Source organism: Paenibacillus taiwanensis DSM 18679, from assembly GCF_000425125.1.
GTDB lineage: Bacteria > Bacillota > Bacilli > Paenibacillales > Paenibacillaceae > Paenibacillus_B > Paenibacillus_B taiwanensis.
Window position 1 is genome coordinate 67,270 of the sequence record NZ_AULE01000028.1, and the last position, 24,496, is coordinate 91,765.

Genomic DNA, 24,496 nt, shown 5'->3' on the forward strand with positions numbered 1-24,496 from the left:
AAACACTGTTTCCGTAATGCGATTAAGGAGGAGAGAAAATAGGATGATACCGATCCAAAATAAATGGACGCTCATTACAGGTGCTTCTTCAGGAATAGGTGAAGCGTTCGCGCATGAATTTGCAGCAAAAGGAAGCCATTTGATATTAGTTGCTCGCTCGGAGGCCAAATTAAATGCTTTAGCAGAAAAATTAAAACAAGAACATCGCATACAAACGCATGTTATTGTTTCTGATTTATCTCAACAGGGCTCCCCGAATAGGCTCTATCAACAATGTGTAGAACGTGGTCTGAGCGTTGATATCCTAATCAATAATGCAGGCTTCGCTACTCATGGATTTTTTGAACAATTGTCTGGCACAAGACAGCATGAGGAAGTGATGCTTAATGTATTGGCGGTTGTAGATATTACTCATTTATTTTTACCCGATATGTTGCAAAGGAAAAGCGGAGTAGTCATTAATGTTGCTTCAACAGCAGGATTTCAACCTCTTCCTAATATGGCCATTTATGGCGCCACTAAAGCTTTCGTATTATCATTTACAGAGGCTCTATGGGAGGAAAATCGAAAACGAGGGGTACAATTTCTTGCATTATGCCCTGGTGCAACGGAAACGGAATTTTTTAATGTTGTAGGGGCAGATGAAGCTTCTGTTGGGAAAAGGGATACTCCAGAAAATGTGGTCCAAGTCGCACTACGCTCCCTCCAAGCTAAAAAAGTATATGCGATCCCAGGGTTTAATAACTACATATCAGCTCAAATGGCGAGGTTCTTCACTCGAAAACAAATGCTTTATATTGTTGGAAGAATGCTGCGTAAACGTCATTAATAGATAAAGTTATTACTAATATAACTCTCGAATGATTTGTGTTTGCCAATTGAGTAGAGATCATTTATGATCTGTTGCTTCGGGAAAGAAATTCTTATTTTCAGCTCACCAGCGCGCACTGCTTGAGTGCCGGTACGCGCTGGGTGCTTAAACTTTATAATTTATTTCTTGATAAAGGATAATTTAAGAGACAGGCTCAACTTTAAGGTTATGCTTACTCTCATTCTTGTTTCCGGTATATTTCCTGATACTGGCTCGGCGTGCTATGGGCATACTTTTTGAAAATGCTAATAAAGTACTTGTAGTCACTAAAGCCGATATCTTGTGCAATCGTATAAACTTTGCTATCTCCCGCCTTTAATAAATCGATCGCTTTTTGAATGCGGTAGCGGTTAACAAACTCATTAAACGTATAACTCGTTTCAATCTTGAATTTCTGATTTAAATAATAGGCGCTTAAGTCAAGCTGCTCTACCAGATCATGAATGCTGATCTTCTTAGCGTAGTGCTCCTGCACATAGGCGATCATTTTGGCTACATACTTTGATGTTTTCGTTTCTTTTTCTAAAAATCGACTGTTTATAATTTCTTCGCTTTCTTGCTTGAAGCTGGAGATTACTTCATATTTACGAATTAAATCTACTTTTGCTTTGGCAGATTCCAGTGCCCGAATCAGTTGATCATCCTCTAACGGCTTAACGAGAAACTCGGTTACTCCTAGCTGGATAGCTTGTTTGGCGAGATGAAATTCATTATAGCCCGAAATAATGATGCTGCTAAACGTGTGCTGCTGGAGCCCTTCTCTTATCATCGAAATTCCATCTTTTATTGGCATGTTAATGTCGGATATGACAATATCGGGTCGGAGTTCACAAATCTTCTCATAGCCCTCTTGTCCGTTCAGAGCTTCTTCAATGACGATACAATCATATTTCAGCCAATCGATACTAAACCTGATCCCTCTTCGAATCATATCTTCATCTTCTACTAATAGAACTTTAAACATCATTTTCACCCCATTCGTAAGGAATTGTAAGTGTTACACAGGTGCCTTTTCCTTCGGTGCTGTCGATGTGAATGCCGGATTGCTCGCCATATAACAGCACTAAACGGCGATGAACATTGTATAGCCCGATGTGCTTTGTCGTATTGCTAGCGCTTTGTAAGGTCTCGTTTACTCGCTGCAATGTTTCTTCATTCATCCCGTGACCGTTATCATGCACTTCCAGTATTAGTTTGCCTGCTGAAGTATAAATTCGAATGTCAATCAACACCTTGCTTTGATGCTGATAGCCATACTTGATAGCGTTTTCAATGATCGGTTGCAGGAGCAGCTTAGGAACGTATACCACTTTCGTTTCCTCTGCAACGGATATTTGATATTCCAGTCGTTCATTAAAACGAATGTGCTGTAGTTTAAGGTAATCTTGCACGTAATTCATATCATCTTGTAATTGAACGCTGCGATCGTGTCCAATACTGTATCGGAGCAATCGGGACAAGATCATAACTATATCTTGGGCTTGATTGGCATCTATTTTAATGGCATATCTAAGCGTTTCTAACACATTAAACATAAAATGTGGATGGAATTGAGATTGCAGCTGCTTCACCTCAATAATAGTGCTGAGCTCTGACAGTTCTTTGTTTTTTTCCATCAGCTCTTTTAGGCGGTCCAGCATTACGTTGTATTCATCCCCGAGAATTTCGAATTCATCATTGGTCTGAATGTCCACATAGCCGTTAAAATTTCCTTCGCGCAGTTGGGCGAGCGCATGAATTAATTTATCGATTGATTCAGAGTTACGGGCAGACATTTTATGAGACATAATCTGAATCATAATCCATAACAATACGCTTGCAGCAAGGACAAATACTGTCACCGTATAATAAGTATACTGTTCGGATTTATAGGAGTTAAGCGTAACGACTTGAATTGGCGTATCAGGTATCCGTTTCGTATACATATAATACGTGCCATTATTTAATAATACATGCCCTTGATTATCAAACGTAGGGCTGAACTTATTCAGCACCCCTTTGGTTGCATTGCTCGTAGTGGCAATAATTGTATTGTGCTGGTCCGTAATCATTGCAATTTCGTTATTTTGTTCAAAAATAATTTTTTGAATGTCCGATTCATACAGTTGATAAATGATGTAACCAACCGTCTGACCGTCCTTGACAATCGCTTTGCCAAATGTATAGCTTGTATCGCGATCATGGGAATAACGGAAGCTGTTCATTTCACTCAACGTTTCTTGTGGCCGCTGATGAATCCGGTTAATTAGATTACTGAAGGCAAAGTTGGACGACAACACTTCTGGGGGAGCCGAACTGGCCAGAAAGATGCCCCCTGCACTGACAAGATGAAATATGCTCTTCACCTTCTGGTGGTTATTGAAATCGTAAAACTCAGAGTACACTTTGTCACTGCCCAAGTGTGAGCTTACATAGTTGGTTACAGCAGGGGAGACGGCCATCCTGTTAATTTCGTTGTAGTATTGCTGATACACTTCTGTCATAGACTGACTGATGGATTGTGCCGCCTCGGTTGTTTTTTGAGTTAAGTTCATCCTGCCATTAATGATTGTAAATACTAGAAATAATACCATTAACACAGCAAACGGGATAATGGTATACATTCGAAATAAATGACGGGTTGATTCCTTGAAGTTGCGATACTTTTTATGTTTCATTTTGCCCCCCCATCAACACTAACACCTTTGTTTTATTATACCTTACGGCTAGAAAAGGCTGAACAAGATCACTCATCCGCAGGCCATCCAAATACAACCAAGTCGGTCCCTTGATGCAGGTACCGACTTGGCAGTGACGTAAAACATATTGGATTAAAGAGAGACCTCTTTTTGACCGGACAATTTCAGGAAGGCGAGCAACGATACAACGGTAATAACAGTAAGAATCGTAGATAGTGCTGCTGCAACTCCATAGTTCCCGCGAATAACCTCGGTATAAATGGCAACCGTCACGGTCTTTGTTTTGCCCGTATACAAGATGATCGAGGTGCTTAATTCGGTAATAATCGTAATCCAGCTTAAGATTGCACCGGAGACGACACCAGCAAGCATCATCGGCAGTGTAATTTTAAAGAAGGTTCTCATCTGGGAAGCACCCAGGCTGATTGCTGCTTCTTCAATCCCGTCATTGATCTGGTGCAAAATAGCGGCACTTGATCGAATCGTATAAGGCAGACGCCGAATGACAAATGAAATAATCATAATGAATGCGGTTCCACTTAAAGCGAGCGGTTTGTTGTTAAACGTAATCAATAACGCGATCCCTAAAATGGAACCTGGAACGATGTAAGGGAACATCGTGAAAATATCAAGCGTATTGGTTAAAGCGTTCTTTCTGCGAACGGTTACATAAGCGATTAGGATCGCTAACAGGATGATAACGATAAGGGATACGATCGCCAGCACAAATGTGTTCGTAATGACGCTTCCGATATTGTTAAAGGCATCACGATAGCTTTGAAGCGAGAAGCCGTCTACAAAGATGCGGCCGTTTGATTTCAAGAAAGAAGTGTAGATGACATACAACTGCGGCAATAGTGCAATCAAAGTGTACAGATAAATAACGACATGTGCTACAACGTTGCCAATCCCTTTTTTCTTTTTGGATTCAATCGGATTTAGTGCACTCATCGTAAACGATTTACGATTGGAAATGAATTTTTGTATCAGGAAGATCGCAGTTGCAAAAAGAACGACGATAACACTAATTGCAGCTGCAAAGCCATCATCACCACCGACTTCACTTATAAATTCATTAAAGATCAGTACAGGGACGGTCTTAAATCCTTCACCAATAAGCATCGGTGTACCGAAATCAGCAAGTGCGCGCATAAATACGAGCAGTCCGCCTGCGAGCAATGTTGGTGTAATAAGCGGAAGCAGCACTCTGCGCATTTTGTTAAAGCCTTTGTACCCCATGCTTTCGGCAGCTTCCATTAACGATTGGTCCACATTTTTAAGTGCTCCGGATACGTACATAAAGATAAGAGGCACCATTTGTAACGTTAAGACCACTAGTATACCTGTAAATCCATATATATCAGGCATCGTAATTCCAAACGTGTTACTAATGAATCTGGTAATGACGCCGTTTCTACCTAGCAGCAAGATCCAAGAGTAAGCTCCAATGAACGGGGCTGACATCGATGAGATCAGAATCAACACTCGAATAGTAGCATTACCTTTAATCTTAACCGTTGCCATCATGTAGGCGAGCGGTGTTGCGATAAGTGCGGCAAGTAATGTCACACTAACGGTTACTTTTATACTGTTAAATAGAGCATTTAAATAATAAGGCTTGCTAAAAAATTTCATAAAATAAGCGAATGAGAAGTCACCCGTTGTGCCGTTGTACACACTTTTGATCAACATCGTAAACAAAGGTAGTGCTAGAAAGAGAACATAGAAAATAAAGATCAGAAATGAAATGTTGGTCCAGACATCAAATCGTTTGCGTGTCCCCTTCATAGCTGACCGCCCCTTGTATAATTCAATTCACCTGTCGCGTCGTATACATTAATTTTATCTCTTTTTACTTTTAGGAAAACGATTTGACCAGGCTCTAAAATGTGTGTAGTTTTGGATTCCTGCGTAATTTCAATGCGCTGTCCGGATTCTAGGTCCACAAAGTAATGCGTGTTTTGGCCTAAAAATACGCTGTGTACGATGGTTGCTTTAATGCCTGTGTTATCCTCGGTAATAATAAACTCTTCTGGACGAACCGAGATTTTAACGTCAAGCGTCGTTTGCTTCTCTGATGCTGGTAATTGAACGTTCGTGAGCTCTTCAACATATTCTACACCGAAATGCAGATGGTAATGCCCGTCTTCTTTCGTCAGACATCCATTAATAATGTTGGTGCGACCGATAAAAGTAGCAACAAACACATTTGCAGGGCGCTGATAAATTTCTTGCGGTGTGCCCAAATGCTGAATGATTCCCGATTTCATAACGGCAATCCGGTCAGATACCGCCATCGCTTCTTCCTGATCATGGGTTACATATACCGTTGTAATGCCAACTTCTCTTTGAATATCTTTAATGGCATTCCGCATGTCAACCCGAAGCTTGGCGTCCAGATTCGATAGAGGCTCATCCATTAGCAGGACGTCCGGCCGGATGACGATCGCACGGGCTAATGCAACACGCTGCTGCTGACCGCCTGACAGATTTTTTGGCATCCGATCTTTGTATTGTTCGATTTGAACAACTTTCAAAATCTCATCCACTTTGGAGGCAATTTCAGCTTTAGATAACTTTCGATTCTCAAGTCCGAAAGCGATATTCCCTTTAACCGTTAAATGAGGGAAGATGGCATAACTTTGAAATACCATGCCGATATTTCGTTTTCCCGGTTCCACTTGATTAATAACGCGGTCGTTAAAATGAATAGTGCCGCCTTCAATGCTGTTAAAGCCAGCGAGCATCCGCAGCAGCGTCGTCTTTCCGCATCCCGAAGGACCAAGAAGGGTGAAGAACTCACCCTTCTTAATCTCCAGGGACAACTCAGGAATGACGGTAGTATCTCCATACTTTTTTACTAAGTCTTTAATGGATATATTCACGCTCATAGTTGTCACCTAATTCTCTATAATTTATTTGATGCTTGTGAACATCTCGATATAATGCTCTACAATTTTGGATTTGTTAGCACTTACATAGTCAGTGTCCTCTTTAATCATGTTGATGTCAGCTAAAGGTTTCATATGGTCACCAAGCTTCGTATCTTGACGGAGCGGACGGTTCGTCAATTGCGTTCCAAACGCATCCTGAGCATCTTTAGAAAGAATAAAGTCAATAAACTTCTTGGCGTTGTCCATGTGTGGAGCACCTTTTGTAATCGCGGAAGCTGCATCCAGGAATACAGCGCCTTCTTTTGGATAAACGACTTCTACCGGAGCACCGTTTTTCACATATGTGCTTGAAGGGTCTTCATAAGTTAAACCAACTACATATTCTCCGTCAGCTACACTTTTGTGAACCGCGCCGGAACCGCTTGCAATTTTACCATCAAGGTTCTGAATCAACTTGCTTACATAGTCCCAACCTTTATCATTCTCATAATCGCCGCCCATCGCTTTGAGCATATTAGTCAACTGTGCGAATGCGGAGCTTGAGCTTGCGGGATCAGCAGATGCGATTTTGCCTTTAAGCTTCGGATTAAGCAAATCTTCGTAACCTTCGATTTTGATGTCACCAACGAGGTTTTTGTTTACGAGCAGCACGCTTCCATCAGAGATATAAGGCGTTGCAAATCCTGTCGTATTCCGATGCCCCTCAATTAAGTTTTTGTCTTCTGGTGATACGTAAGGCTCGTACAAATCAGCGTGTTCACGGTAGCCAGCCATCGAACCACCAAACATAACGTCAGCGTACGGATTTTGTTTTTCGGATTGTAAACGCTTTATAATTTCTCCAGTCCCAGCTGTTACAAGCTCAACTGTAATACCTGTTTGCTTTTCAAACATAGGGATGATCGTCTTAATAATTTCTTCACTATTTGGGCTGTAGATGACGAGTTTGTTGGATGCTGCTTGCTCGGATTCGTTACTTCCACATCCACTGAGTGCCCCCATAAATAACATACAAGCCATCACTAATATAGAAAGCCTTTTCATTTTTATTCCCCCTGAACTAAGATCGTTTAGTTGCATGTTCATTGTAGCAAGGATGTTACCGGTTACATAATCCCATAATTCGCAAACATCGTCTAAAATTCGCAACCTATTTTTAATTTTAAGTATCGCGATTAGGTCATATTATTGATATTATTCCTATAAATAGGTTGTTGAATGATAAAGGTAATGGCAGGGGTGCCATTAAATTAATGAAGGGTGAAGGAGGGATGTTATGGACGGCAGTAAAACGACATTTGCAACGATCGACGAATACATTGTGCAATTTCCACCTGAGGTTCAGGTAATACTTGAAGCGATAAGAAAAGTAATTCGAGATTCCGCACCAGACGCAAGCGAAAAGATCAGTTATCAGATGCCTACGTTTGCATTACATGGGAATTTGGTACATTTTGCAGCGTACAAGCATCATATCGGCTTCTATCCAGCCCCAAGCGGTATTCTCGCATTTGAGCAGGAGTTGGCACAATTTAAAGGCGCTAAAGGCTCCGTGCAATTTCCACTGAATAAGCCAATCCCTTATGAATTAATAAGCAAAATTGTACAGTATAGAGTAGCGGAGAATGTAGGAAAAGCAGAAGCTAAGTTAAAGCAGAAGCAGGGCAGTGGTAGTAAAACAAAAGCATAAGCAGGGACAAGGGACATGCCTTAAGCGTGTCCTATTTTTAATTCACATAAGGATAAATTGTGGTAAAGTTTAGGTTGATTATGAATAGGGGAAAGGAGGCATACAGCTTAGTAGGGTGTGCAATACAAATGCGGGGAGAGAAAATATGTAAGCGCTACCGAGAGTTCTTTTGGACTACTAAATTTATTGGGGATGTGAAATGTGATGAGCAATTTGACTTTACGTTATTTAAAAGTATTGATCGTTTTCTTTACGGCACTTTTTGGTACTTTAATTTTTGCAGGTAACCTGATGGACTACAATTCTAACTATATGTTTGTGCAGCATGTGCTGTCGATGGACACTACCTTTGACGGAAATGCACTTATGTGGCGCTCTATCACGAGCCCAATCCTACATACGGTGGCTTATGTGGGCATCATTGCTGCGGAAGGCTTATTTGCCTTGTTTGCCTGGATTGCAGCAGTGAAGATGCTGCGGACCGTAAAGAAAGAAGCGAAGTTGTTTCATCATGCCAAGACTTATGCATATTTGGCTTATATGGTGGCGTTCTGCATTTGGTTTTTTGGTTTTGCTATTGTGGGTGCAGAATGGTTTGCGATGTGGCAATCCGATACGTGGAACGGCAAACAAACTGCGATGGATATTACGGAGGTTATGATCGGTTTTGTCATCTTGGTGTCGCTGCGGGATAAAGAACTAACAGAGGTCTGATCCTTACGACAGTCAGTGGTGGAGGCATGAGTTGGCTGTGGCTATACCAAATTAGTCTGTTAAAAGGCTGGGAATAGGAATGGAAACGATTTGACTGTGAAACATGGAGAGTTAGAGTCGAAAAAAGAGATTCTAGCATGATGTACCATTAAGACAACCAGTTACTGATAGAGGATCACGGTAACTGGTTGTTTGTTTTTTGTTCGAGTTTTATAAATATCGTGTTCTAAAGAGGAACTGACAAGTAAATCCACTTCTTTGGTCAAAATGAGAAACTATTTTTTAGCTACTGTAAATGTCGTATCCAGATGCCATTCATCTCCTGTAAATGTATTCCAACTAATGCTTAAATAACTTAACACCACTTTAACAACGCCTCCTACCCAAGGATGTACATAACTTGAGGCAACTTGTTTAGTTGTTTCAGAATAGGAAACAGGAACTCTCAGTTGATCTCTTAAATAACCATAGTTTGATTTAGCATAGGCTAGGTCCAGATCACCTTTTGTACCACCAGGTTTTCTAACTATATCTATAAATGATTCGTGTATAAAATTACTAGTAGCATCCACTTGGTAATTGTTAGCACCTAACGAGCTAGCGCTTGATATTCCAGCGTCCCAAGTATTAGCTACAGAATCTATAATGAAAAAGTTGGGATAACCGTCCCACCTATAGGTTGTGTATAGATCGTATATAAACTCTGTATTCGCTGGATTTTTACCTAAGTAATAAATATTAATATACCCCGACCATATTCCATCAGTTTTACTTGAACCCAGAGGTGCGTTAGTCTTATCTTTCTGTCTTATAGTGGCTCTATCTTTCTCTTGAAGTAACAATATTTCATCTTTATTGCTATCAGAAACAAGGTGACGGATTCCATCCAGACTATTATAATAATGTTTAGCCTTCGTGCTGGTTTTTACCTTCACTCCCCCTTTAGCTACTATTTGTTGCTTCAGTTCTATTGGGTACGCCTTTATTTCTTCTTCTGACGAATTCATTTCCTTCATGATTCGATCTAAATCTACAATAGGGATTGACTTTACATTTTCGACAGGGGCAATGCGGCCGTCATTATATTTAGTAATTTTTAATTCAGCTGAAATACTAATATGTCTTGCTCCTAAATCGACCTTTATCATGGAATTTTCTTTCCCAGATGCCTGAGTTATGGTCGAAAAAAACAATAATAAAACTGATATACACATAACATATTTCTTCATAAATCTTCCTCCAATCTCATAATATATATTATTATATAAGAAATTGAACGCGCCTTCTTTAAAAAGTAGATAAAGATTACCTAAAAAAATAAATGATGCATCACTAAGCGTATATCAAATGATTATTTAAAGTGAAAAATGGTATTGACTAGTGGGCTATAGGCTTGAAGCAGTCATTAACTTAAACGTAAATTTAGATGCTTGGTTCTTTTAAAAAAAGAGTTAAGAGAATTGTCGTGTTTAGAAAGGTTGTTGTGTAGATTGATGCTAGGAAATGATAAATTGGAGGTATTTCTATGAACAAAACAAAGTATCTACTCATTGTTTTATTCTCAGCCGCTTTATTAGTTATGTTGTTTGTATATTATAATTACACTTTTTCTAGGGATATTAAAGTTGGTAAGCTTATAAAAATAGATGCACAAAATGTGCTGACATTTCAAACACGTGCAGGGGAAGAAGTTATTGTAGACTCTCCTCAGATTATTATTCACTTACTAAAAATAAATACAACATACTCGATTAAAATATACAGCAATAAATTAAGAGCCCCTTTTCTAGTTGATATTAAAGAAGTGCGAGATTAATCGTCACAAAACTAGAGCTACCGATGTATTTTGTAATGGGACGGTACGATTACATGACTTCAAGCAAAGCAGCAAAAGCATACTTTGATCAGATTGACGCAAATAAGAAGGAATTTATAACGTACGACGAATCCGCTCATTATCCACAATTCGAACAAAAAGAAAAATTTTCGAGGTGGATGGTAGATTTGTTCGCAAAATGAACGTTCTGATACTATGCGGATGCTGAATAAAAATATCCAGCATCCGCCACATTTCTACCTCTCCTGCGATTTGGAGCGAAGACAGTCCAGAAGTCGCTCAAAAGGTCGTGATTACGCCCTGTTAAGGTAACACTCATCACTTTTATATCCTTGGGATAGTGGTATAATAATGCAGCAACTAGCGCTGTCAAGGGATTCCATGGCAGAACAATACCAAAAAAGAGATGATTACACTGAGTACGATAGATTCCCCTATAAAGAGAAGGACTACGTTCCTGCTGAACAAATATTTCACAGGTGACACGCTTGATTATAAACAAATTATCGCGATTATTATCCCGATATTTGTGGATCAAGCTTTTATTATTTTAATGAGCTTATTAAATACGGCGATGATCAGCTCATCAGGTGTTGCTGCCGTCAGTGCAGTGAGTATGGTCGATTCACTGAATATTTTTTTAATTAACGTCTTTGTTGCTGTGGCAACGGGCGGAACCGTTATTGTAGCGCAGTACAAGGGCAGCGGCAATAAGGAGATGGTTGCCAAGTCAGCCGCTCAAGCTATATCTGCCGTAGCTATCTTATCGATCCTCATTAGCGTGCTGGTCATTATTTTTCATAATCCAACGTTAGATTTGTTGTTTGGACAAGCAGAAGCAGAAGTATTCGACAACGCGAAGCTGTTTCTGATTGGCAGTTGCATTTCTTATCCTTTTATTGCGATCTTCCAAGCTATAACGGGAGCACTGAGAGGAATTGCGGAGACGAAAGCATGCTTAGGCCTGTCGCTTATTATGAATTTAACTTACTTGGGCTTAAATATTTTGTTTATTACGTTTCTGGATATGGGTGTCGTCGGGTTAATTATTTCGATGATTACGGCAAGAGTTCTAGGGATGGTCATTGCGTTAATCTATTTAGTTAAATACAATCAAACGCTGCGGTTCCGTATCCAGCACGCACTCAAGCTTAATTTTTCGATTCTTAAAAAAATTATGATCATTGGTGTTCCATTCGCTGCGGAGCAGATGTTTTTTAATGGCGGGAAGCTGTTAACGCAAACCTTTATCGTACAGCTTGGAACGATGGCCATTACAGTAAATGCGATCGGTGGCTCGATTTCGTTGTTATTTCAGATCGGTGCAAATGCACTCAGCATCTCCATCGTAACGGTAGTCGGTCAATGCATTGGGCGACGAAACACACAGGATGCGAGGAAATTTATTAAGTCGTTTTTATGGCTGTCCTCGATATTTTTTGTAGTGATGGCAGCGCTTCTGTTACCTTTATACCCGTTTATCGTAAGTCTATTTTCGCCGCCTGCCGAGATTGTGCCGGATATTTTCCAACTGATGGTGTTAATTGCGATTACACAGCCCTTCTTATGGTCCATTAGCTTTATTTTGCCTTCCGCCTTGCGGGCAGCCGGAGATTCGAATTTTACATCGATGACATCACTGCTTACGATGTGGGTGCTTCGTGTCATTTTGGGCTACGTGTTAGGGATAACGCTAGGCATGGGCATAATGGGAGTTTGGATTGCGATGGTTATTGAATGGGGCATTCGTGGCTCCATCTTTGTCTGGCGCTTCAGAGGCGAAAAATGGTACAGCCGTAAACTGATCTGATATATCGGACTACAATGGAAAAAGAAATAATATAGACCATTTGAATAGTTACAAAAAAGCATGCTGTGGCGGTGGAAACACATCGACACTAGCGTGCTTTTTTTGTGCACGGAGTTCATTTGAAATAGCCAAGCTTTGAACCTTCATAAATTACTCCTATGTCGGCATACTACAAATGTTTGTTGTGCCCAATGCATAGGAGGAATCGTTGTGAACCAACTGTTTCGAAAAAAATCACTCAGCCTCATGCTTGCTCAAAGTGAGAAAAAAGAACTTGCCCGGGCTATGTCCTTGATCGATTTAATTTTTCTTGGCGTAGGTTGTGTAATTGGAACGGGTATTTTTGTAGTAACGGGTGTGGTAGCAGCAGAAGCTTCTGGGCCTGCGATCATGTTGTCATTTGCAATCGCGGGTTTAGTTTGCGCGCTTGCTGCATTTTGTTACGCCGAGTTTTCATCGGCTGTACCCGTCTCAGGAAGCGTGTACACCTACACCTATGCAACGTTGGGCGAGTTGTGCGCTTTTTTGATCGGATGGGATCTTATGCTGGAGTATGTACTTGCGATCTCGGCTGTTGCAACTGGCTGGTCAGCCTACTTTCAATCCTTGCTTAAAGGATTTCAAATACTGATTCCCACCCTTGTGTCCTCTGCTCCTGGTGTAGGAAAAGGAGGCGTTATCGATTTGCCTGCCGTTCTCATCATATTGGCTATTACTGCGCTTGTTAGTAAAGGGGTTAAGGAAAGTATTAAATTTAACAACATGATGGTATTTGTCAAATTAGCCGTCATTTTGTTATTTATCGTTGTTGGCATTTGGTATGTGAAGCCTGATAACTGGGTACCCTTTGTTCCGTTTGGCTTTAACGGGATTATTACAGGTGCAGCTACTGTGTTTTTTGCGTACATCGGGTTTGATGTAATTGCAACGGCATCTGAAGAAGTAAAAGATCCTAAAAAAACGATGCCGATTGGCATTATCGGGTCCTTATTTATTTGTACCCTAGTTTATATGATCGTATCGGGCGTACTGACCGGGATGATTTCATATAGGGAGCTTAATGTAGGAGCTCCTGTTGCATTAGCGCTCCAATCCGTCGGACAAAATACAGTAGCGGGTATCATTTCAATTGGAGCCGTCTTTGGGATTACAACTGTCATTTTGGCTTTGATTTATGCGCAGGTTCGCTTGGCTTATGCCATGAGCCGTGATGGATTATTACCGCAGAAGTTTGCGCAGGTTAATGCCAAAACAAAAACACCATTTGCGAACACATGGATAACCGGCTTTGTAGCCGCGGCCATTGCAGGTTTTATTGATTTAACGACTCTTGCCCATTTAGTCAATATGGGGACGTTAGCAGCATTTACATTAATATCGATCGCTATAATTGTTTTGCGTAAAAAATTTCCGGATTTAAAAGCTTCCTTTCGTGTTCCGTTTGTGCCAGTTCTGCCCATTGTTAGTGCGCTATTCTGCTTATATTTGACGATCAGTTTGCCTTTGATTACTTGGATTTCCTTTGTGATCTGGATTGGTGTGGGGACGGTCATATACTTCGTATATTCACGCCAGCACAGTCATTTGAATCCATCAGCGCTTGGGTCTGATGAGCGGCGAAAATGATGATGAAGGACATATGCGTGAGGGGGCAGGTTGAAGTTTTCGTTTACATCTCAACTTATTTCTAACATACTGAGAATAGAAGGAAGCGCGCTTGTACAGGATAAGGAATGATGCCGTACGGGAGTGTGTCCGTCTGACGGTGTCCTCTTATGTAGACAAGCTGTAACAAGCTGTGAAGCTTACCTTTCATCATGACAAGCAATTAGGGAGAGTGATCCGATGTTAAGTGAGAAGCTGCTCGACAAGTTAAACGATCAAATGAATTATGAATTTTATTCCTCGCAGGTGTATCTGGCCATGGCGGCCTACTGTTCGTCGGAGAGCTTTGATGGGTTTGCGAACTTTTTCATCGTACAGGCGGAAGAAGAGAAATTTCATGGAATGAAAATATTCCACTTTATTAATACATTAGGTAAGCGTGCGGTGGTTAGCGGGATGGAGCACCCTCAAAATGAGTACAGCTCTTTGCTGGATGCTTTTGAACATTCCTATGCGCATGAGCAGTCTGTCACGAAGCGTATATATGAATTGTCTGACATTGCTTGGAATGAACGTGAACATGCGACAATCAACTTCCTCAAATGGTTTATCGATGAGCAAGTGGAGGAAGAGGCGACCTTCGACAGTATCATTCAAAAGCTCCGTCGGATTGACAATGACAGCAACGCTTTTTATATGCTGGATTCCGAGCTGGCTAGACGTACGTTCACGCCGCCAACAGGCGAAGCCTAATTGGACAACTAATTTAACGATAAAGAGCTGCTTCCCTTTAATTAATAAGAGGGGAGCAGCTCTTTATATTTGCAGCAGCGCTGAATGCGCATTGGCGGCTAGGACTGGCCGAGCAGTTCGTTTGTTCTAGTAACTTGACATTTTATGACGGTATCTATATAATTCGATTTAACAAATATCTAATTAGATAAGTATTAAATTTAGGTGGTGACAAAAGATGCAGCTAGATAAAGTTGTTCAGTACCATAAAGCACTCGCAGACCCGACTAGAATTAGAATACTGATTCTACTTGCGGGAGGTGAGCTTAATGGTCAGGTGCTGGCTGAGAAGTTAAGTGTCACTCCGGCAACGATTACACACCATGCTGCCAAGCTGCGGGAGGCAAGCTTAATTAACGAGCGCAGAGATAAGAATACGATTTTTTTCAGCTTGAATCCGTACTTTATCCGCAACAGTGCTTTGGCAACAGAGGCGTTAATTTATCGTCATAATCAACCGAGGGAAGGGATGGAGGCTATGGATAATCCATCTGCGCGTGTACAGGATACTGTCATTAGAAATTTTTTCACCACCGACGGTAAATTAAAAAGTTTGCCTGCCCAGTTGAAGAAAAAGTTAATCGTATTAGAGCATATAGCCGTTCAATTGGAAAAAGGAAAATGCTATCAAGAAAAAGAGCTAAATGAGTTTATTAAGCTTTATCACGACGATTTTGCTACTATTCGGCGAGAGTTTATTATGCATCATTTTATGTTTAGGGAACGTGATGTGTACGAATTAAATCCGAAGGAAATGTGGGCGCGTTGGGAAACGTTGTCCTGAGGATAGTGAACTTAGCTATTGCAGGCTGCTCAAGCCGAGCTTCTGCCTTGCCGATATGAAGAAGAAACAGACCGTAAACACCTGCAATGATAGACAGGCGTTTACGGTCTGTTCTGGATTAAGGGCTAGTTGGCAGTAGCACAGGATTGGACGACACTCCATACCCCATGAGGGCCGCTGTTCTGATCTGGACGTTGATTTTGAGACCACCACTTGGCCTGATAAAGGACACCGTTATAAGATGCCTGATGTCCATTCAAATACGTACTAGAAGCGTTCCATTCGTTGTTCGAGCAGATGCTGCTCTTAACAGTCGTTACACTGAGCGGAGCGCTTGCTTCCGACAAGTTGTTGCTGCCGTCTCGTGCTTTGACGGTGATGGTGTAGGTTGTTCCTGGCGTAAGCGAATAAAGAGTTGCGGAGGTATCGGATGTCCACACGCTTGGTAGTAGGTTCCCATTCACATATAGATCATAACCAATCAAAGTCACATCATCGGTGGCAGCATTCCAAGTGAAGGATACACTGTCCTGTGCAGTAGCTACAGCAACCAAGCCTGTTGGTGCGAGTGGAGCGACGGTATCATGCGGCACGCTGCCAGGTGCTTTCAGATTTTTAATCATTTCTCTGAGATTTGGCATAAATCCAATCTTGTCGCGGGCCGGATCTGCTGTAGGCGTATTGTACGCCGCACTTTTGATCAGTCGGCGCAGCTCAGCAGGTGAGTAGGGAACGCCAAATGTCGCTTTGGCTATCCCTTGCATGGAGATAGCCGACGCAGTCACGATAGGAGAAGCTGCCGACGTACCAGCAAAGTCCTTCATATAACCCGTAGTAGAATTCGCGTCAATGGCATCGAGTGTGTGCACATCCCATGATCCCCATGCATACGCATCGATACGATTGCCATGCGTACTGAAGCCCATCCGTTTATGAGGCAGACTGGCGCTGGCTGCACCTACAATAACCGCGCCGGAATCACGGAAGTCAGGGTGATTCGGATTTAAAATATACTTGCCATCAACTGTTTGGAACCGATCCAAGTCTACGCTGCCGTTGCCGGCCGCTTCAACGACGGTGATTCCACGATCAACTGCATATCGAATGGCATCAAATTCAGCAGGGTATACTTCGACCGGAACGTAACCAGAAGCGGTAGGATAACCAGTTTGTGCCTCAAGCAAAATAACATCGCCTGCTGATAACGTATTCGCTGCAACGATGATAGCTTCCGCAGTGTTGTAAGTATAATTGGTACGATGCTGGGAGGAGGCAAATGGCTGCGCTTTACTGGCGAGTCCAATATTGCCGATTGTGTTATCAACAGCAGACACTTGACCGAGTACGGCTGTACCATGACTGAAGTATAAGGCATTGATGCCGCCTGGCAGCAAGGGAATGGCGTGACTTGCTAGATCCTCATGATTAAAGGCCCAACCTTGTTCTACGTCAACCCACTTGATCCCTTTGCCATCGCCGCCCTCATACTGCCAAGCATAGGGGGCATAAATACCTAATGGAGCGGGAGCGGCATAACCTTGAAGCGGATAGTTAGGATCGTCGTCGGGTTGTACGGGTGTGGAGTTAGGTGCAAGCGTAATGGATGGAACGGATACGGGCTGGGGCTTGATGTAGGCTTCTTCAACAAGCGGTGAATTTTTGAATTGCTGTAGAAGCATGTCCATATTAGCGCCAGTTGGAATAGAAACCGTATAGTATTGTTCGAAAACAGATAAATTTCCTTGTGCTGAAAAGTGGGTCTGTGAGGTGTTATCTAGTATGGAAAATAAACGGCTGAAGTTTACTTGTGGGAGTTGTGTAAGTGCTGCTTGAAGTGAAGGATCTTGAAGTGCTTTAACCTCAGCTTCGACTTGATCTTGATACGGTATATCGACATGCGGCTTAAACTTGACGACAATCTCTTCGGGATACTTAAATGTAGGAGACGAGGGAGGCGGCGCAGAATCTGCTTCTACAGGGCTAGCAAGGCCGCCGTAGAGCGATGATAGAGACACAAATAATACGGTAGCCATGATGAAGGGGATGATTCGATTACGTTTCATGTTTTCTCTCCTCTTTCGTATAGTAGCTGTCGAAAGCTACTATATATGGACGCAGGGCTTCTGGTCAAGCCCTATGTATTCGTATACAAAGCCTAGCAAATGAGGTAGCGTATTCCCTTCGAAAAATAAACATGTGCGGGAGTTTCAAGCTAGCATAAGCCTTCCACATAATTTACTATAGTAAAATTATGGTATTTTATATATGATAGAGAAGGCAAGATTGATATGATTTTGTCTATCATGTTATTTTAGGAGGGTTTACGATGAGGTCAAAAAAGTCTTTACTCAGCGGATTGGCGTTAGGGGCTTTTGCTATCATGATCAGCACCGCTCCTGTATATGCGGCAGTGACTACTTTCGCCAAATGGCCAAGCAGAATCCAGACGATGAACGTATCGTTGAATTCTAAGCATGCGGCAGCCTGGAGCGAAGGAGCTGCAAAATGGAGAAATGCTTCACATTTTAGCCTGACAACGGTTGTAGGTTCAGCAACAAAATATTATGCTTACGACGTAAACGACTCCGGTGTAGATTGGGACGGTATTGCTGATTATACGGTGACAAATGGAATCATTTCAAATGCACAACTGAGAATGAATACGTATTATACTTCTACCTCCAAATATACCTCGGCGATTAAAGCCGCTGTCACCGGTCACGAAATTGGTCATTCCCTCGGTTTAAATCATACTTCTATCGTAGAAACTACCTCTATTATGCATCCCTATACGTTTAACAGTGACGGTACAAGAGCGCGAGCGCTTTCTCCTTCTCCTTCTGACCTTGCGGTTGTGAACAGCCTGTATCCATTGATGAATGGGCTGGTACAAGAGGGAACGAACTTAAAGCAAAAGGCGAATGGCGTTTATTTGCATCCGTCTTGGGCAGTTCACTATAAGAATGAGCAGCAGTTAGCTAAAGCGGCTGATCTCGTTGTTCAAGGTAGAGTGGTTGCCGAGGCAGGCAGCAAATATGAGGAAGGGGAATACCATACTTATGTGACCCAAGTTAAAGTTAAAGTAAAACAGGTGATGAAGGGGGACCCCACCAAAGCGGGGCAGCAGCTCCGGATTGCCCAGATGGGCGGAAGCGATGGCAGGTTAAATGTATTTGCTGAACATACGACTTATTTGCAAGACGATGAAGAAGTGGTCCTGTTTCTGCGCCAATCAAGTGATGGTACGTATAAGCCTCTAAATGAAGATGATGGTGTGTTTATTATGCGAAACGGTAAGTTTAACAACATTTCCAGTCAAAAGCAGCTTCACTTCTAAACATGTATTTATAAATTGTAGCAGGGCAACTGAAACAATTGGAAAACAAAGGGCGTTTAAATACTGAGGTGATATATCGTGAGGAAAATAGTGATCATCCTGGTCATGCTTCTGCTGAGTGCCTGTACAGGTCACGAGGCAGCACAGAATGCGAACCCCTCAGCACTTGAACCACGCTTGCAATCTGCTGCTTCTTTTCCATACCCTTCTGTGAGATGGAACCATCAAACGTATCGCATAACCGATGTCACTTTAACGGAAGTAGATGAAGAACTAGGGGAAATTGCAGATTACTCTCTGGACGAGAGTGAGACGTTGACCGAACCTTATTCCAACTACTATCGTGAAGGGACCAAGCTATATGCAATTAAAGGGAAACCCAGCAGTTTAGCGATTGCGATATTGGCAAGGGAAGGATTATACATTCAAGCGGAAGTTGCTCCTAAGTAAGATTAGCGCGGTATTTGTCGCTAATTCGAAATGAATTTACAACTATGACGATATTCATCGTCGTGGCGTGGTATAATGACAGGAAATAGATGGGAGTGAGGTGCGATATGCCCGTTCAAACATTTAGAGCAACTGCAAGTTTGCAGCAAGGCATGGTCGTTAAGGCGCAATCCAGAAATTTCGAAATTACGTTAGACGAGCCTAAATACTTAGGTGGCACAGACACAGCTATGAATCCGGTTGAGCTACTATTGTGCGCACTGGGAGCCTGTCAGTCCATTGTCGCCCGCGTATATGCTCCTAAGTTCAACATTGAACTGGAGGAGTTTCGGGTAGAGGTGGAAGGGGACCTCGATACGGACGGATTTATGAACAAATCAGACGTTCGGCGAGGATACTCGGATATCAGATACAATATTCACATCAAGTCGAACGCTACGCTTGAGCAGGCAGAGGCATTTGTTGAGTTTATCGAGCGAACTTGCCCAGTAGGGGATTCCATTAGCAATCCCGTTAATCTGGTGCTGAATCAAATTGTAGTAGAATAAAGCCAGCTTCTTCATGTGACTGTTCGCTATTATAAATGATGAGTAAGCCCCCTTTATGGGGGCTTTTTCTATGTGGCCATTGCAGTATGCCGTTATGTGAAACGAATCAAATTATGTTGGACAAGTATCCATTTTTTTATGCAGTTGGCCTATAGCTATATGACGTTTGTCATACCTCTTACTTGACGTTTATGACTACTACAAACCCGATTAAATTCCTATACTGAAGATAGGAATCTACAGCCGTACAAGCGGCGGAGACGTTCTATGCGCCTATATGTAGGAGGAAAAGATAACATGAATCAATCCAAGCTTGCTAATTTAAAGAAAAATGTGGCACCCTACGAGCAAATCGATACGAAGTCAAGTATAAAGCAGATTCTAAACACGTTAGTGCCTCTTGTTCTGCTTTGGTATGCTGCATACTTAAGTCTTTCCGTATCGTATTGGCTCACAGTTCCAATTGCAGTCGTTGCTTCTGGATTTGTCATCCGTACATTTATTATATTTCATGACTGTTGTCACCAGTCGTTCTTCAAAAGCCGCAGGGCGAACGATATATTAGGCACGATTACAGGCGTACTGACGCTTGTGCCTTATCAGCAATGGAAAAATAGCCACTCGATTCATCATGCGACGAGCAGCAATCTGGACAAACGCGGTACCGGAGATATGTGGGTGCTGACCATTGAAGAATATGAGGCTGCTCCTTTATATACACGTATTGCTTACCGTATTTATCGGAATCCGGTTGTCATGTTGGGTTTGGGGCCGATTTTTATCTTTTTGATCTCTTATCGCTTTAATGATAAAGGCGCAAGAAGAAAAGAACGGATCAACACTTATATTACGAATGTATCTATAGTGGCTTTGTATACACTTTTGATTTGGGCAATCGGTTGGCAGGCATTTGTGCTTGTACAGGGCCCTATCTTTTTCATGTCAGGTGTTCTTGGCATTTGGTTGTTTTATGTCCAGCATCAATTTGAAGATTCCTACTTTGAGCATGAAGAAGAATGGAGTTATGTACAAGCGGCTGTAGAAGGCAGTTCTTATTACAAGCTGCCGAAGCTGCTGCAATGGATTACGGGTAATATCGGATTCCATCATGTGCATCATCTCAGTCCGAAGGTACCTAACTATAATTTGGAGAAGGCGCATAATGCGACACCGCCCCTTCAGAAGGCCACCACGATTACGCTGCGTACGAGCTTGAAGTCTTTGCGCTTCCGGTTGTGGGATGAGCAAAACAAGACATTTGTCAGCTTTAAGGAGCTTAAGATTAAGCAGCTCCAGCAGAAGCTCGGGCGCTTATCGGATAACGTGAGCAATCGCAGGCCAAAGGTGCAGGGTGAATAACGAATGATCAGTAGATAGCCGTTTTGTGCTACTATACAATTAAATACGGATTCAGCTTAGAGTAAGGAAGGAGGAAGACGCACATGCAGAAATGGTACCAAATATTTCACCGCAATACGGGACTTAGCCCGTACGTATGGGTCGTCTTTTATATCCTTCCTTTTTATTTTATATTTCGGGCTTCATCTACTTACGAGGTCGTTATTGGCATCGTGATGATTGTTGCTTTTTTTATTTGTTACATGCTTTCTTTTGTGTCAAAAGGCTGGCTCGTTTATTTTTGGACATCTTTGCAGATCATTATCTCCATCACGATGACGATGCAGTTCGGATACGTTTATTTCTCTCTGTTTTTGGCGTTTTTTATTGGCAATATTCAGAATTGGATCGGATTTATAACGTTATATACTATCCATTTAGTTACGACGGTTGTAACTATTAACGTTGGATTTGTGACCAAAAATGCACTGCTCATTACACAATTACCTTTTGTGCTCGTTAGTTTGATTGGAGTCATTCTCCTCCCGGTGACAACTTATAACCGTAATAAGCGGGACAAACTGCAAGGCCAACTGGAAGATGCGAATAAGCGGATCTCGGAGCTGGTCAAGTTGGAGGAACGTCAACGAATTGCCCGTGATTTGCATGATACACTAGGTCAGAAACTTTCTTTGATCGGATTAAAGAGCGATTTGGCTGGGAAATTAATAAGCAAAGATCCAGCTCAGGCTCAATTGGAAATGAACGATGTTCGTCAGACCGCAAGAAGCGCACTTAAAGAAGTGCGGGAGATGGTGACTCAGATGCGGGGTACACGATTAGAAGATGAGATGTTCCGCATCAAGCAAATTTTAAAGGCAGCTGAAATTGAGTTTACGGTGGAGGGCGACGAGAAGCTAAGCAATACCTCTTTGTTAAATGAAAATGTCCTCAGCATGTGTCTCAAGGAAGCGGTAACGAATATCGTGAAGCATAGCAGTGCTTCAACGTGCTCAATCGTGATTCAACCGTCAAGGACTGAGTTGAGCGTAAAAGTGCAGGATAATGGCATCGGCATTGCAAACGAGTCTCCCTATACGAGAGGGAACGGGCTGCGAGGCATGAAGGAGCGGCTTGAGTTTGTAAATGGGTGTATGGAAATCCATTCGGATAGAGGAACTACGGTCATCATTAAAGTGCCAAACGTATTTAAGCAGCCAGAAGAGGAGGGAAGCTCATGATCCGAATCGTAATTGCAGAGGACCAGAGAATGCTGCTTGGAGCGCTCGCTTCCTTGCTTGATCTGGAGGACGATATGCACGTGGTAGGCAGGGCAAGCAATGGCGAGGAAGCGGTGAAGCTTGTGCATCTTCACAAGCCCGACATCTGTGTGATGGATATTGAGATGCCTGGGAAAAGTGGGCTTGATGCTGCCGAGGAATTAAAAGGCTGCGGCTGCAAAGTGATGATATTAACGACTTTTGCACGGCCTGGTTATTTTGAGCGGGCACTCAAGGCGGGAGCCAATGGTTATTTGCTAAAAGACAGCCCAAGTGAGGAATTGGCGGATTCCATTAGAAGTATTATGGCAGGCAGACGTATTTATGCTTCGGAACTGGTAGACGAGGCTTACGGAGAAGAGAATCCATTAACTGAGCGCGAGAAGGAAGTGTTGAGTCTAATTGCTGATGGGAAAAATACCAAGCAGATTGCGGATCAATTGTACCTTACGACAGGAACGGTACGGAATTATATTTCCGTTATTCTCGACAAGCTAAATGTCGGCAATCGGATTGAAGCCATTACTCGCTTTAAAGAGAAGGGCTGGTTCAAGTAAATAGTAAATAGCAAGTAGTGATCAGAATAAGACATGGCTTATATATGGTAAGATGATCTTCATAAGTAATGGCCGGGGGAGCTGATGCTCCTCTTTTTGTTATACCACGAGCATCATTATCGGTAACTTGAATGTTCGAATTCAAGCGGTTTATAATAAACGTAATCTTTCCATTTGGGGTGAAGCGGATGTCTTACCGTATCGTTCGAGGTAGCTAGTTGTCGGGCTGGAAAAACATGCGTGCCAGCTATCAAGGGGGAAGTCTGCCCTTTTGATCTAATGAACTATGCTGATGAACGATAGGTTGGGCGGTTTCGCGATGATCACGATTGAATTATGGAAAGGGTGTTTATATATATGAAAGATTTTGATTCTGTTGCTTATTACGATAAAGTAGGCCGCATAAATGGATGGGACTTCTCTCAGATGAAGTTTACCTCGGAAGGTATTGGATGGGATTTCTATCAAGAAGTTGTTCGTGCATGTATACCATCAGACTTCTTGCTTGATATCGGAACGGGCGGCGGAGAAGCTGTATTGGCTATAGCCGACTCCAGTCAACTGATCGTTGGGATTGATCATTCCCCCGGAATGATCAAGACAGCGGCTCAAAACTTAAAACGAGCATGTTTCCCCAATGTACGTTTTGTGCAGATGGATGCGGAGAACTTGCTGTTTCCAAACGATTTTTATAACGTAGTGTCCTGCCGTCATTCGGGCTTTTGCGCAGAAGAAGTGGCTCGAGTGTTGGCACCAGAGGGCCTATTTATGACCCAACAAGTCGGGGAGCGGGACAAGATTAATCTCAAAGCGGCGTTTGGTAGAGGACAAGCGTATGAGACCATGCCAGGTACGTTAATGAGGGGGTATATTGCCGAATTAAGTGCTGCTGGCTTCCGGGATATTCACTTTGAGGAATATAATGCAGTGGAATATTATGAGGCGCCTGAGGACCTCTTCTTTCTGTTAACGCATACACCAATCATTCCTAACTTCGGTGAAATGAAGGGGGATATGGAGGTGTTTGAACAATTTGTAGCGGATCATATGACGGACCGGGGGATTATAACCAATGCTGAGCGGTTCATGATTGTTGCGAAGCGAAGAGGCTAACGTTGGTGAGCTGGATAGTATAAAGGAAAGGGTGCTTGCAATGCAGGCACCTCTTTTAACGTGGTTTGTGCTTATATGAAGGCTATTATTTTCATGTAGCGTATTCCCCACAAAACTGCTAAGTTAATGAAAGGCCATTAGGCTGACAACTACCTTTATTGTACATTATAAATAGAGAGAACATACATGATTAACATG

At 42.3% G+C, this 24,496-nt stretch carries 22 protein-coding genes and 1 pseudogene; 16 read left to right on the plus strand and 7 right to left on the minus strand.

What is annotated here, in order from left to right:
- Positions 1-43 precede the first annotated feature (43 nt).
- A complete protein-coding gene (locus tag H509_RS0106730) occupies positions 44-829 on the plus strand; it encodes an SDR family NAD(P)-dependent oxidoreductase (protein ID WP_028544414.1) in 786 nt (261 codons plus the stop codon).
- 220 nt (positions 830-1,049) lie between these two features.
- Here the strand turns inward: H509_RS0106730 and H509_RS0106735 are convergent, their stop codons facing one another.
- The 5 genes from H509_RS0106735 to H509_RS0106755 form a co-directional block, all read right to left on the minus strand.
- Positions 1,050-1,835, minus strand: coding sequence for a response regulator transcription factor (locus H509_RS0106735; RefSeq protein ID WP_028544415.1), 786 nt, complete (start codon positions 1,833-1,835; stop codon positions 1,050-1,052).
- The gene (locus H509_RS0106740) at positions 1,828-3,528 is read right to left on the minus strand and encodes a sensor histidine kinase (RefSeq protein WP_028544416.1); all 1,701 of its coding nucleotides are present in this window, start codon (positions 3,526-3,528) and stop codon (positions 1,828-1,830) included. Before H509_RS0106740 ends, H509_RS0106735 begins: the two co-directional genes overlap by 8 nt.
- Positions 3,529-3,681: 153 nt before the next feature.
- Positions 3,682-5,337 (minus strand): ABC transporter permease, encoded by a 1,656-nt coding sequence (locus H509_RS0106745; protein WP_028544417.1) that lies wholly within the window; start codon positions 5,335-5,337, stop codon positions 3,682-3,684.
- Positions 5,334-6,440, minus strand: a complete 1,107-nt coding sequence (locus H509_RS0106750; RefSeq protein ID WP_028544418.1) for an ABC transporter ATP-binding protein — start codon at positions 6,438-6,440, stop codon at positions 5,334-5,336. Before H509_RS0106750 ends, H509_RS0106745 begins: the two co-directional genes overlap by 4 nt.
- A 24-nt stretch (positions 6,441-6,464) precedes the next feature.
- Complete coding sequence (locus tag H509_RS0106755; RefSeq protein WP_028544419.1) at positions 6,465-7,487, minus strand: ABC transporter substrate-binding protein; 1,023 nt, start codon at positions 7,485-7,487, stop codon at positions 6,465-6,467.
- A 232-nt stretch (positions 7,488-7,719) separates the two neighbouring features.
- Between H509_RS0106755 and H509_RS0106760 the strand changes: the two genes are divergently transcribed.
- Both H509_RS0106760 and H509_RS0106765 read left to right on the plus strand, forming a co-directional pair.
- Positions 7,720-8,133 carry an iron chaperone gene (locus H509_RS0106760; RefSeq protein WP_028544420.1) on the plus strand — a complete coding sequence of 138 codons (414 nt, stop codon included), beginning with the start codon at positions 7,720-7,722 and terminating at the stop codon, positions 8,131-8,133.
- A 204-nt stretch (positions 8,134-8,337) separates the two neighbouring features.
- Positions 8,338-8,847 carry a DUF2165 family protein gene (locus H509_RS0106765; protein ID WP_028544421.1) on the plus strand — a complete coding sequence of 170 codons (510 nt, stop codon included), beginning with the start codon at positions 8,338-8,340 and terminating at the stop codon, positions 8,845-8,847.
- 275 nt (positions 8,848-9,122) lie between these two features.
- Here the strand turns inward: H509_RS0106765 and H509_RS0106770 are convergent, their stop codons facing one another.
- Entirely contained in the window at positions 9,123-10,076 is a 954-nt protein-coding gene (locus H509_RS0106770; protein ID WP_028544422.1) for a hypothetical protein, read from the minus strand.
- Positions 10,077-10,372: 296 nt separating this feature from the next.
- On the opposite strand from H509_RS0106770, the gene H509_RS0106775 reads away from it, so the two are divergent.
- From H509_RS0106775 to H509_RS0106805, 6 genes and pseudogenes are all read left to right on the plus strand, one after another.
- Positions 10,373-10,663: a hypothetical protein gene (locus H509_RS0106775; protein ID WP_028544423.1), complete on the plus strand. Its 291-nt coding sequence runs from the start codon at positions 10,373-10,375 to the stop codon at positions 10,661-10,663.
- Positions 10,664-10,665: 2 nt separating this feature from the next.
- A pseudogene (locus tag H509_RS28150) lies at positions 10,666-10,866 on the plus strand (alpha/beta fold hydrolase); the annotation flags it as partial.
- Between the two features lie 224 nt (positions 10,867-11,090).
- On the plus strand, positions 11,091-12,494 hold the full coding sequence (locus tag H509_RS0106785; protein ID WP_036696537.1) for an MATE family efflux transporter: 1,404 nt from the start codon (positions 11,091-11,093) through the stop codon (positions 12,492-12,494).
- Between the two features lie 210 nt (positions 12,495-12,704).
- Positions 12,705-14,120: a branched-chain amino acid transporter BcaP gene (gene bcaP, locus H509_RS24485; RefSeq protein WP_051286860.1), complete on the plus strand. Its 1,416-nt coding sequence runs from the start codon at positions 12,705-12,707 to the stop codon at positions 14,118-14,120.
- Between the two features lie 219 nt (positions 14,121-14,339).
- A complete protein-coding gene (locus H509_RS0106800; protein WP_028544426.1) occupies positions 14,340-14,852 on the plus strand; it encodes a ferritin in 513 nt (170 codons plus the stop codon).
- A 217-nt stretch (positions 14,853-15,069) separates the two neighbouring features.
- Positions 15,070-15,675, plus strand: a complete 606-nt coding sequence (locus tag H509_RS0106805) for a DUF2087 domain-containing protein (protein ID WP_028544427.1) — start codon at positions 15,070-15,072, stop codon at positions 15,673-15,675.
- 125 nt (positions 15,676-15,800) lie between these two features.
- On the opposite strand, the gene H509_RS24490 is transcribed toward H509_RS0106805, so the two are convergent.
- A complete protein-coding gene (locus H509_RS24490) occupies positions 15,801-17,738 on the minus strand; it encodes a S8 family serine peptidase (RefSeq protein ID WP_051286861.1) in 1,938 nt (645 codons plus the stop codon).
- Between the two features lie 263 nt (positions 17,739-18,001).
- On the opposite strand from H509_RS24490, the gene H509_RS0106815 reads away from it, so the two are divergent.
- The 7 genes from H509_RS0106815 to H509_RS0106845 all read left to right on the plus strand — a co-directional run bounded on the left by H509_RS0106815 (position 18,002) and on the right by H509_RS0106845 (position 24,298).
- On the plus strand, positions 18,002-19,012 hold the full coding sequence (locus H509_RS0106815) for a matrixin family metalloprotease (RefSeq protein ID WP_028544428.1): 1,011 nt from the start codon (positions 18,002-18,004) through the stop codon (positions 19,010-19,012).
- A 78-nt stretch (positions 19,013-19,090) separates the two neighbouring features.
- Positions 19,091-19,462 carry a hypothetical protein gene (locus tag H509_RS0106820; protein ID WP_157277505.1) on the plus strand — a complete coding sequence of 124 codons (372 nt, stop codon included), beginning with the start codon at positions 19,091-19,093 and terminating at the stop codon, positions 19,460-19,462.
- A gap of 107 nt (positions 19,463-19,569) precedes the next feature.
- Positions 19,570-20,010: an OsmC family protein gene (locus H509_RS0106825; RefSeq protein WP_028544430.1), complete on the plus strand. Its 441-nt coding sequence runs from the start codon at positions 19,570-19,572 to the stop codon at positions 20,008-20,010.
- Positions 20,011-20,307: 297 nt separating this feature from the next.
- Positions 20,308-21,369, plus strand: coding sequence for a Delta(5) desaturase DesA (gene desA / locus H509_RS0106830; protein ID WP_028544431.1), 1,062 nt, complete (start codon positions 20,308-20,310; stop codon positions 21,367-21,369).
- A gap of 83 nt (positions 21,370-21,452) precedes the next feature.
- A complete protein-coding gene (locus H509_RS0106835) occupies positions 21,453-22,589 on the plus strand; it encodes a sensor histidine kinase (protein ID WP_028544432.1) in 1,137 nt (378 codons plus the stop codon).
- Positions 22,586-23,185, plus strand: coding sequence for a response regulator transcription factor (locus H509_RS0106840; protein ID WP_028544433.1), 600 nt, complete (start codon positions 22,586-22,588; stop codon positions 23,183-23,185). The genes H509_RS0106835 and H509_RS0106840 overlap by 4 nt, the downstream gene beginning before the upstream one ends.
- A gap of 357 nt (positions 23,186-23,542) precedes the next feature.
- Positions 23,543-24,298: a class I SAM-dependent methyltransferase gene (locus H509_RS0106845; RefSeq protein WP_028544434.1), complete on the plus strand. Its 756-nt coding sequence runs from the start codon at positions 23,543-23,545 to the stop codon at positions 24,296-24,298.
- Positions 24,299-24,496: the final 198 nt, after the last annotated feature.

What these genes read in the sequence shown, in the direction of transcription:
- H509_RS0106730 (WP_028544414.1), top strand. Translation starts at nt 44, where the DNA reads ATGATACCGATCCAAAATAAATGGACGCTCATTACAGGTGCTTCTTCA.
- H509_RS0106735 (WP_028544415.1), bottom strand. Translation starts at nt 1,835, where the DNA reads ATGTTTAAAGTTCTATTAGTAGAAGATGAAGATATGATTCGAAGAGGG.
- H509_RS0106740 (WP_028544416.1), bottom strand. Translation starts at nt 3,528, where the DNA reads ATGAAACATAAAAAGTATCGCAACTTCAAGGAATCAACCCGTCATTTA.
- H509_RS0106745 (WP_028544417.1), bottom strand. Translation starts at nt 5,337, where the DNA reads ATGAAGGGGACACGCAAACGATTTGATGTCTGGACCAACATTTCATTT.
- H509_RS0106750 (WP_028544418.1), bottom strand. Translation starts at nt 6,440, where the DNA reads ATGAGCGTGAATATATCCATTAAAGACTTAGTAAAAAAGTATGGAGAT.
- H509_RS0106755 (WP_028544419.1), bottom strand. Translation starts at nt 7,487, where the DNA reads ATGAAAAGGCTTTCTATATTAGTGATGGCTTGTATGTTATTTATGGGG.
- H509_RS0106760 (WP_028544420.1), top strand. Translation starts at nt 7,720, where the DNA reads ATGGACGGCAGTAAAACGACATTTGCAACGATCGACGAATACATTGTG.
- H509_RS0106765 (WP_028544421.1), top strand. Translation starts at nt 8,338, where the DNA reads ATGAGCAATTTGACTTTACGTTATTTAAAAGTATTGATCGTTTTCTTT.
- H509_RS0106770 (WP_028544422.1), bottom strand. Translation starts at nt 10,076, where the DNA reads ATGAAGAAATATGTTATGTGTATATCAGTTTTATTATTGTTTTTTTCG.
- H509_RS0106775 (WP_028544423.1), top strand. Translation starts at nt 10,373, where the DNA reads ATGAACAAAACAAAGTATCTACTCATTGTTTTATTCTCAGCCGCTTTA.
- H509_RS0106785 (WP_036696537.1), top strand. Translation starts at nt 11,091, where the DNA reads ATGATTACACTGAGTACGATAGATTCCCCTATAAAGAGAAGGACTACG.
- H509_RS0106800 (WP_028544426.1), top strand. Translation starts at nt 14,340, where the DNA reads ATGTTAAGTGAGAAGCTGCTCGACAAGTTAAACGATCAAATGAATTAT.
- H509_RS0106805 (WP_028544427.1), top strand. Translation starts at nt 15,070, where the DNA reads ATGCAGCTAGATAAAGTTGTTCAGTACCATAAAGCACTCGCAGACCCG.
- H509_RS24490 (WP_051286861.1), bottom strand. Translation starts at nt 17,738, where the DNA reads ATGAAACGTAATCGAATCATCCCCTTCATCATGGCTACCGTATTATTT.
- H509_RS0106815 (WP_028544428.1), top strand. Translation starts at nt 18,002, where the DNA reads ATGAGGTCAAAAAAGTCTTTACTCAGCGGATTGGCGTTAGGGGCTTTT.
- H509_RS0106825 (WP_028544430.1), top strand. Translation starts at nt 19,570, where the DNA reads ATGCCCGTTCAAACATTTAGAGCAACTGCAAGTTTGCAGCAAGGCATG.
- desA (WP_028544431.1), top strand. Translation starts at nt 20,308, where the DNA reads ATGAATCAATCCAAGCTTGCTAATTTAAAGAAAAATGTGGCACCCTAC.
- H509_RS0106835 (WP_028544432.1), top strand. Translation starts at nt 21,453, where the DNA reads ATGCAGAAATGGTACCAAATATTTCACCGCAATACGGGACTTAGCCCG.
- H509_RS0106840 (WP_028544433.1), top strand. Translation starts at nt 22,586, where the DNA reads ATGATCCGAATCGTAATTGCAGAGGACCAGAGAATGCTGCTTGGAGCG.
- H509_RS0106845 (WP_028544434.1), top strand. Translation starts at nt 23,543, where the DNA reads ATGAAAGATTTTGATTCTGTTGCTTATTACGATAAAGTAGGCCGCATA.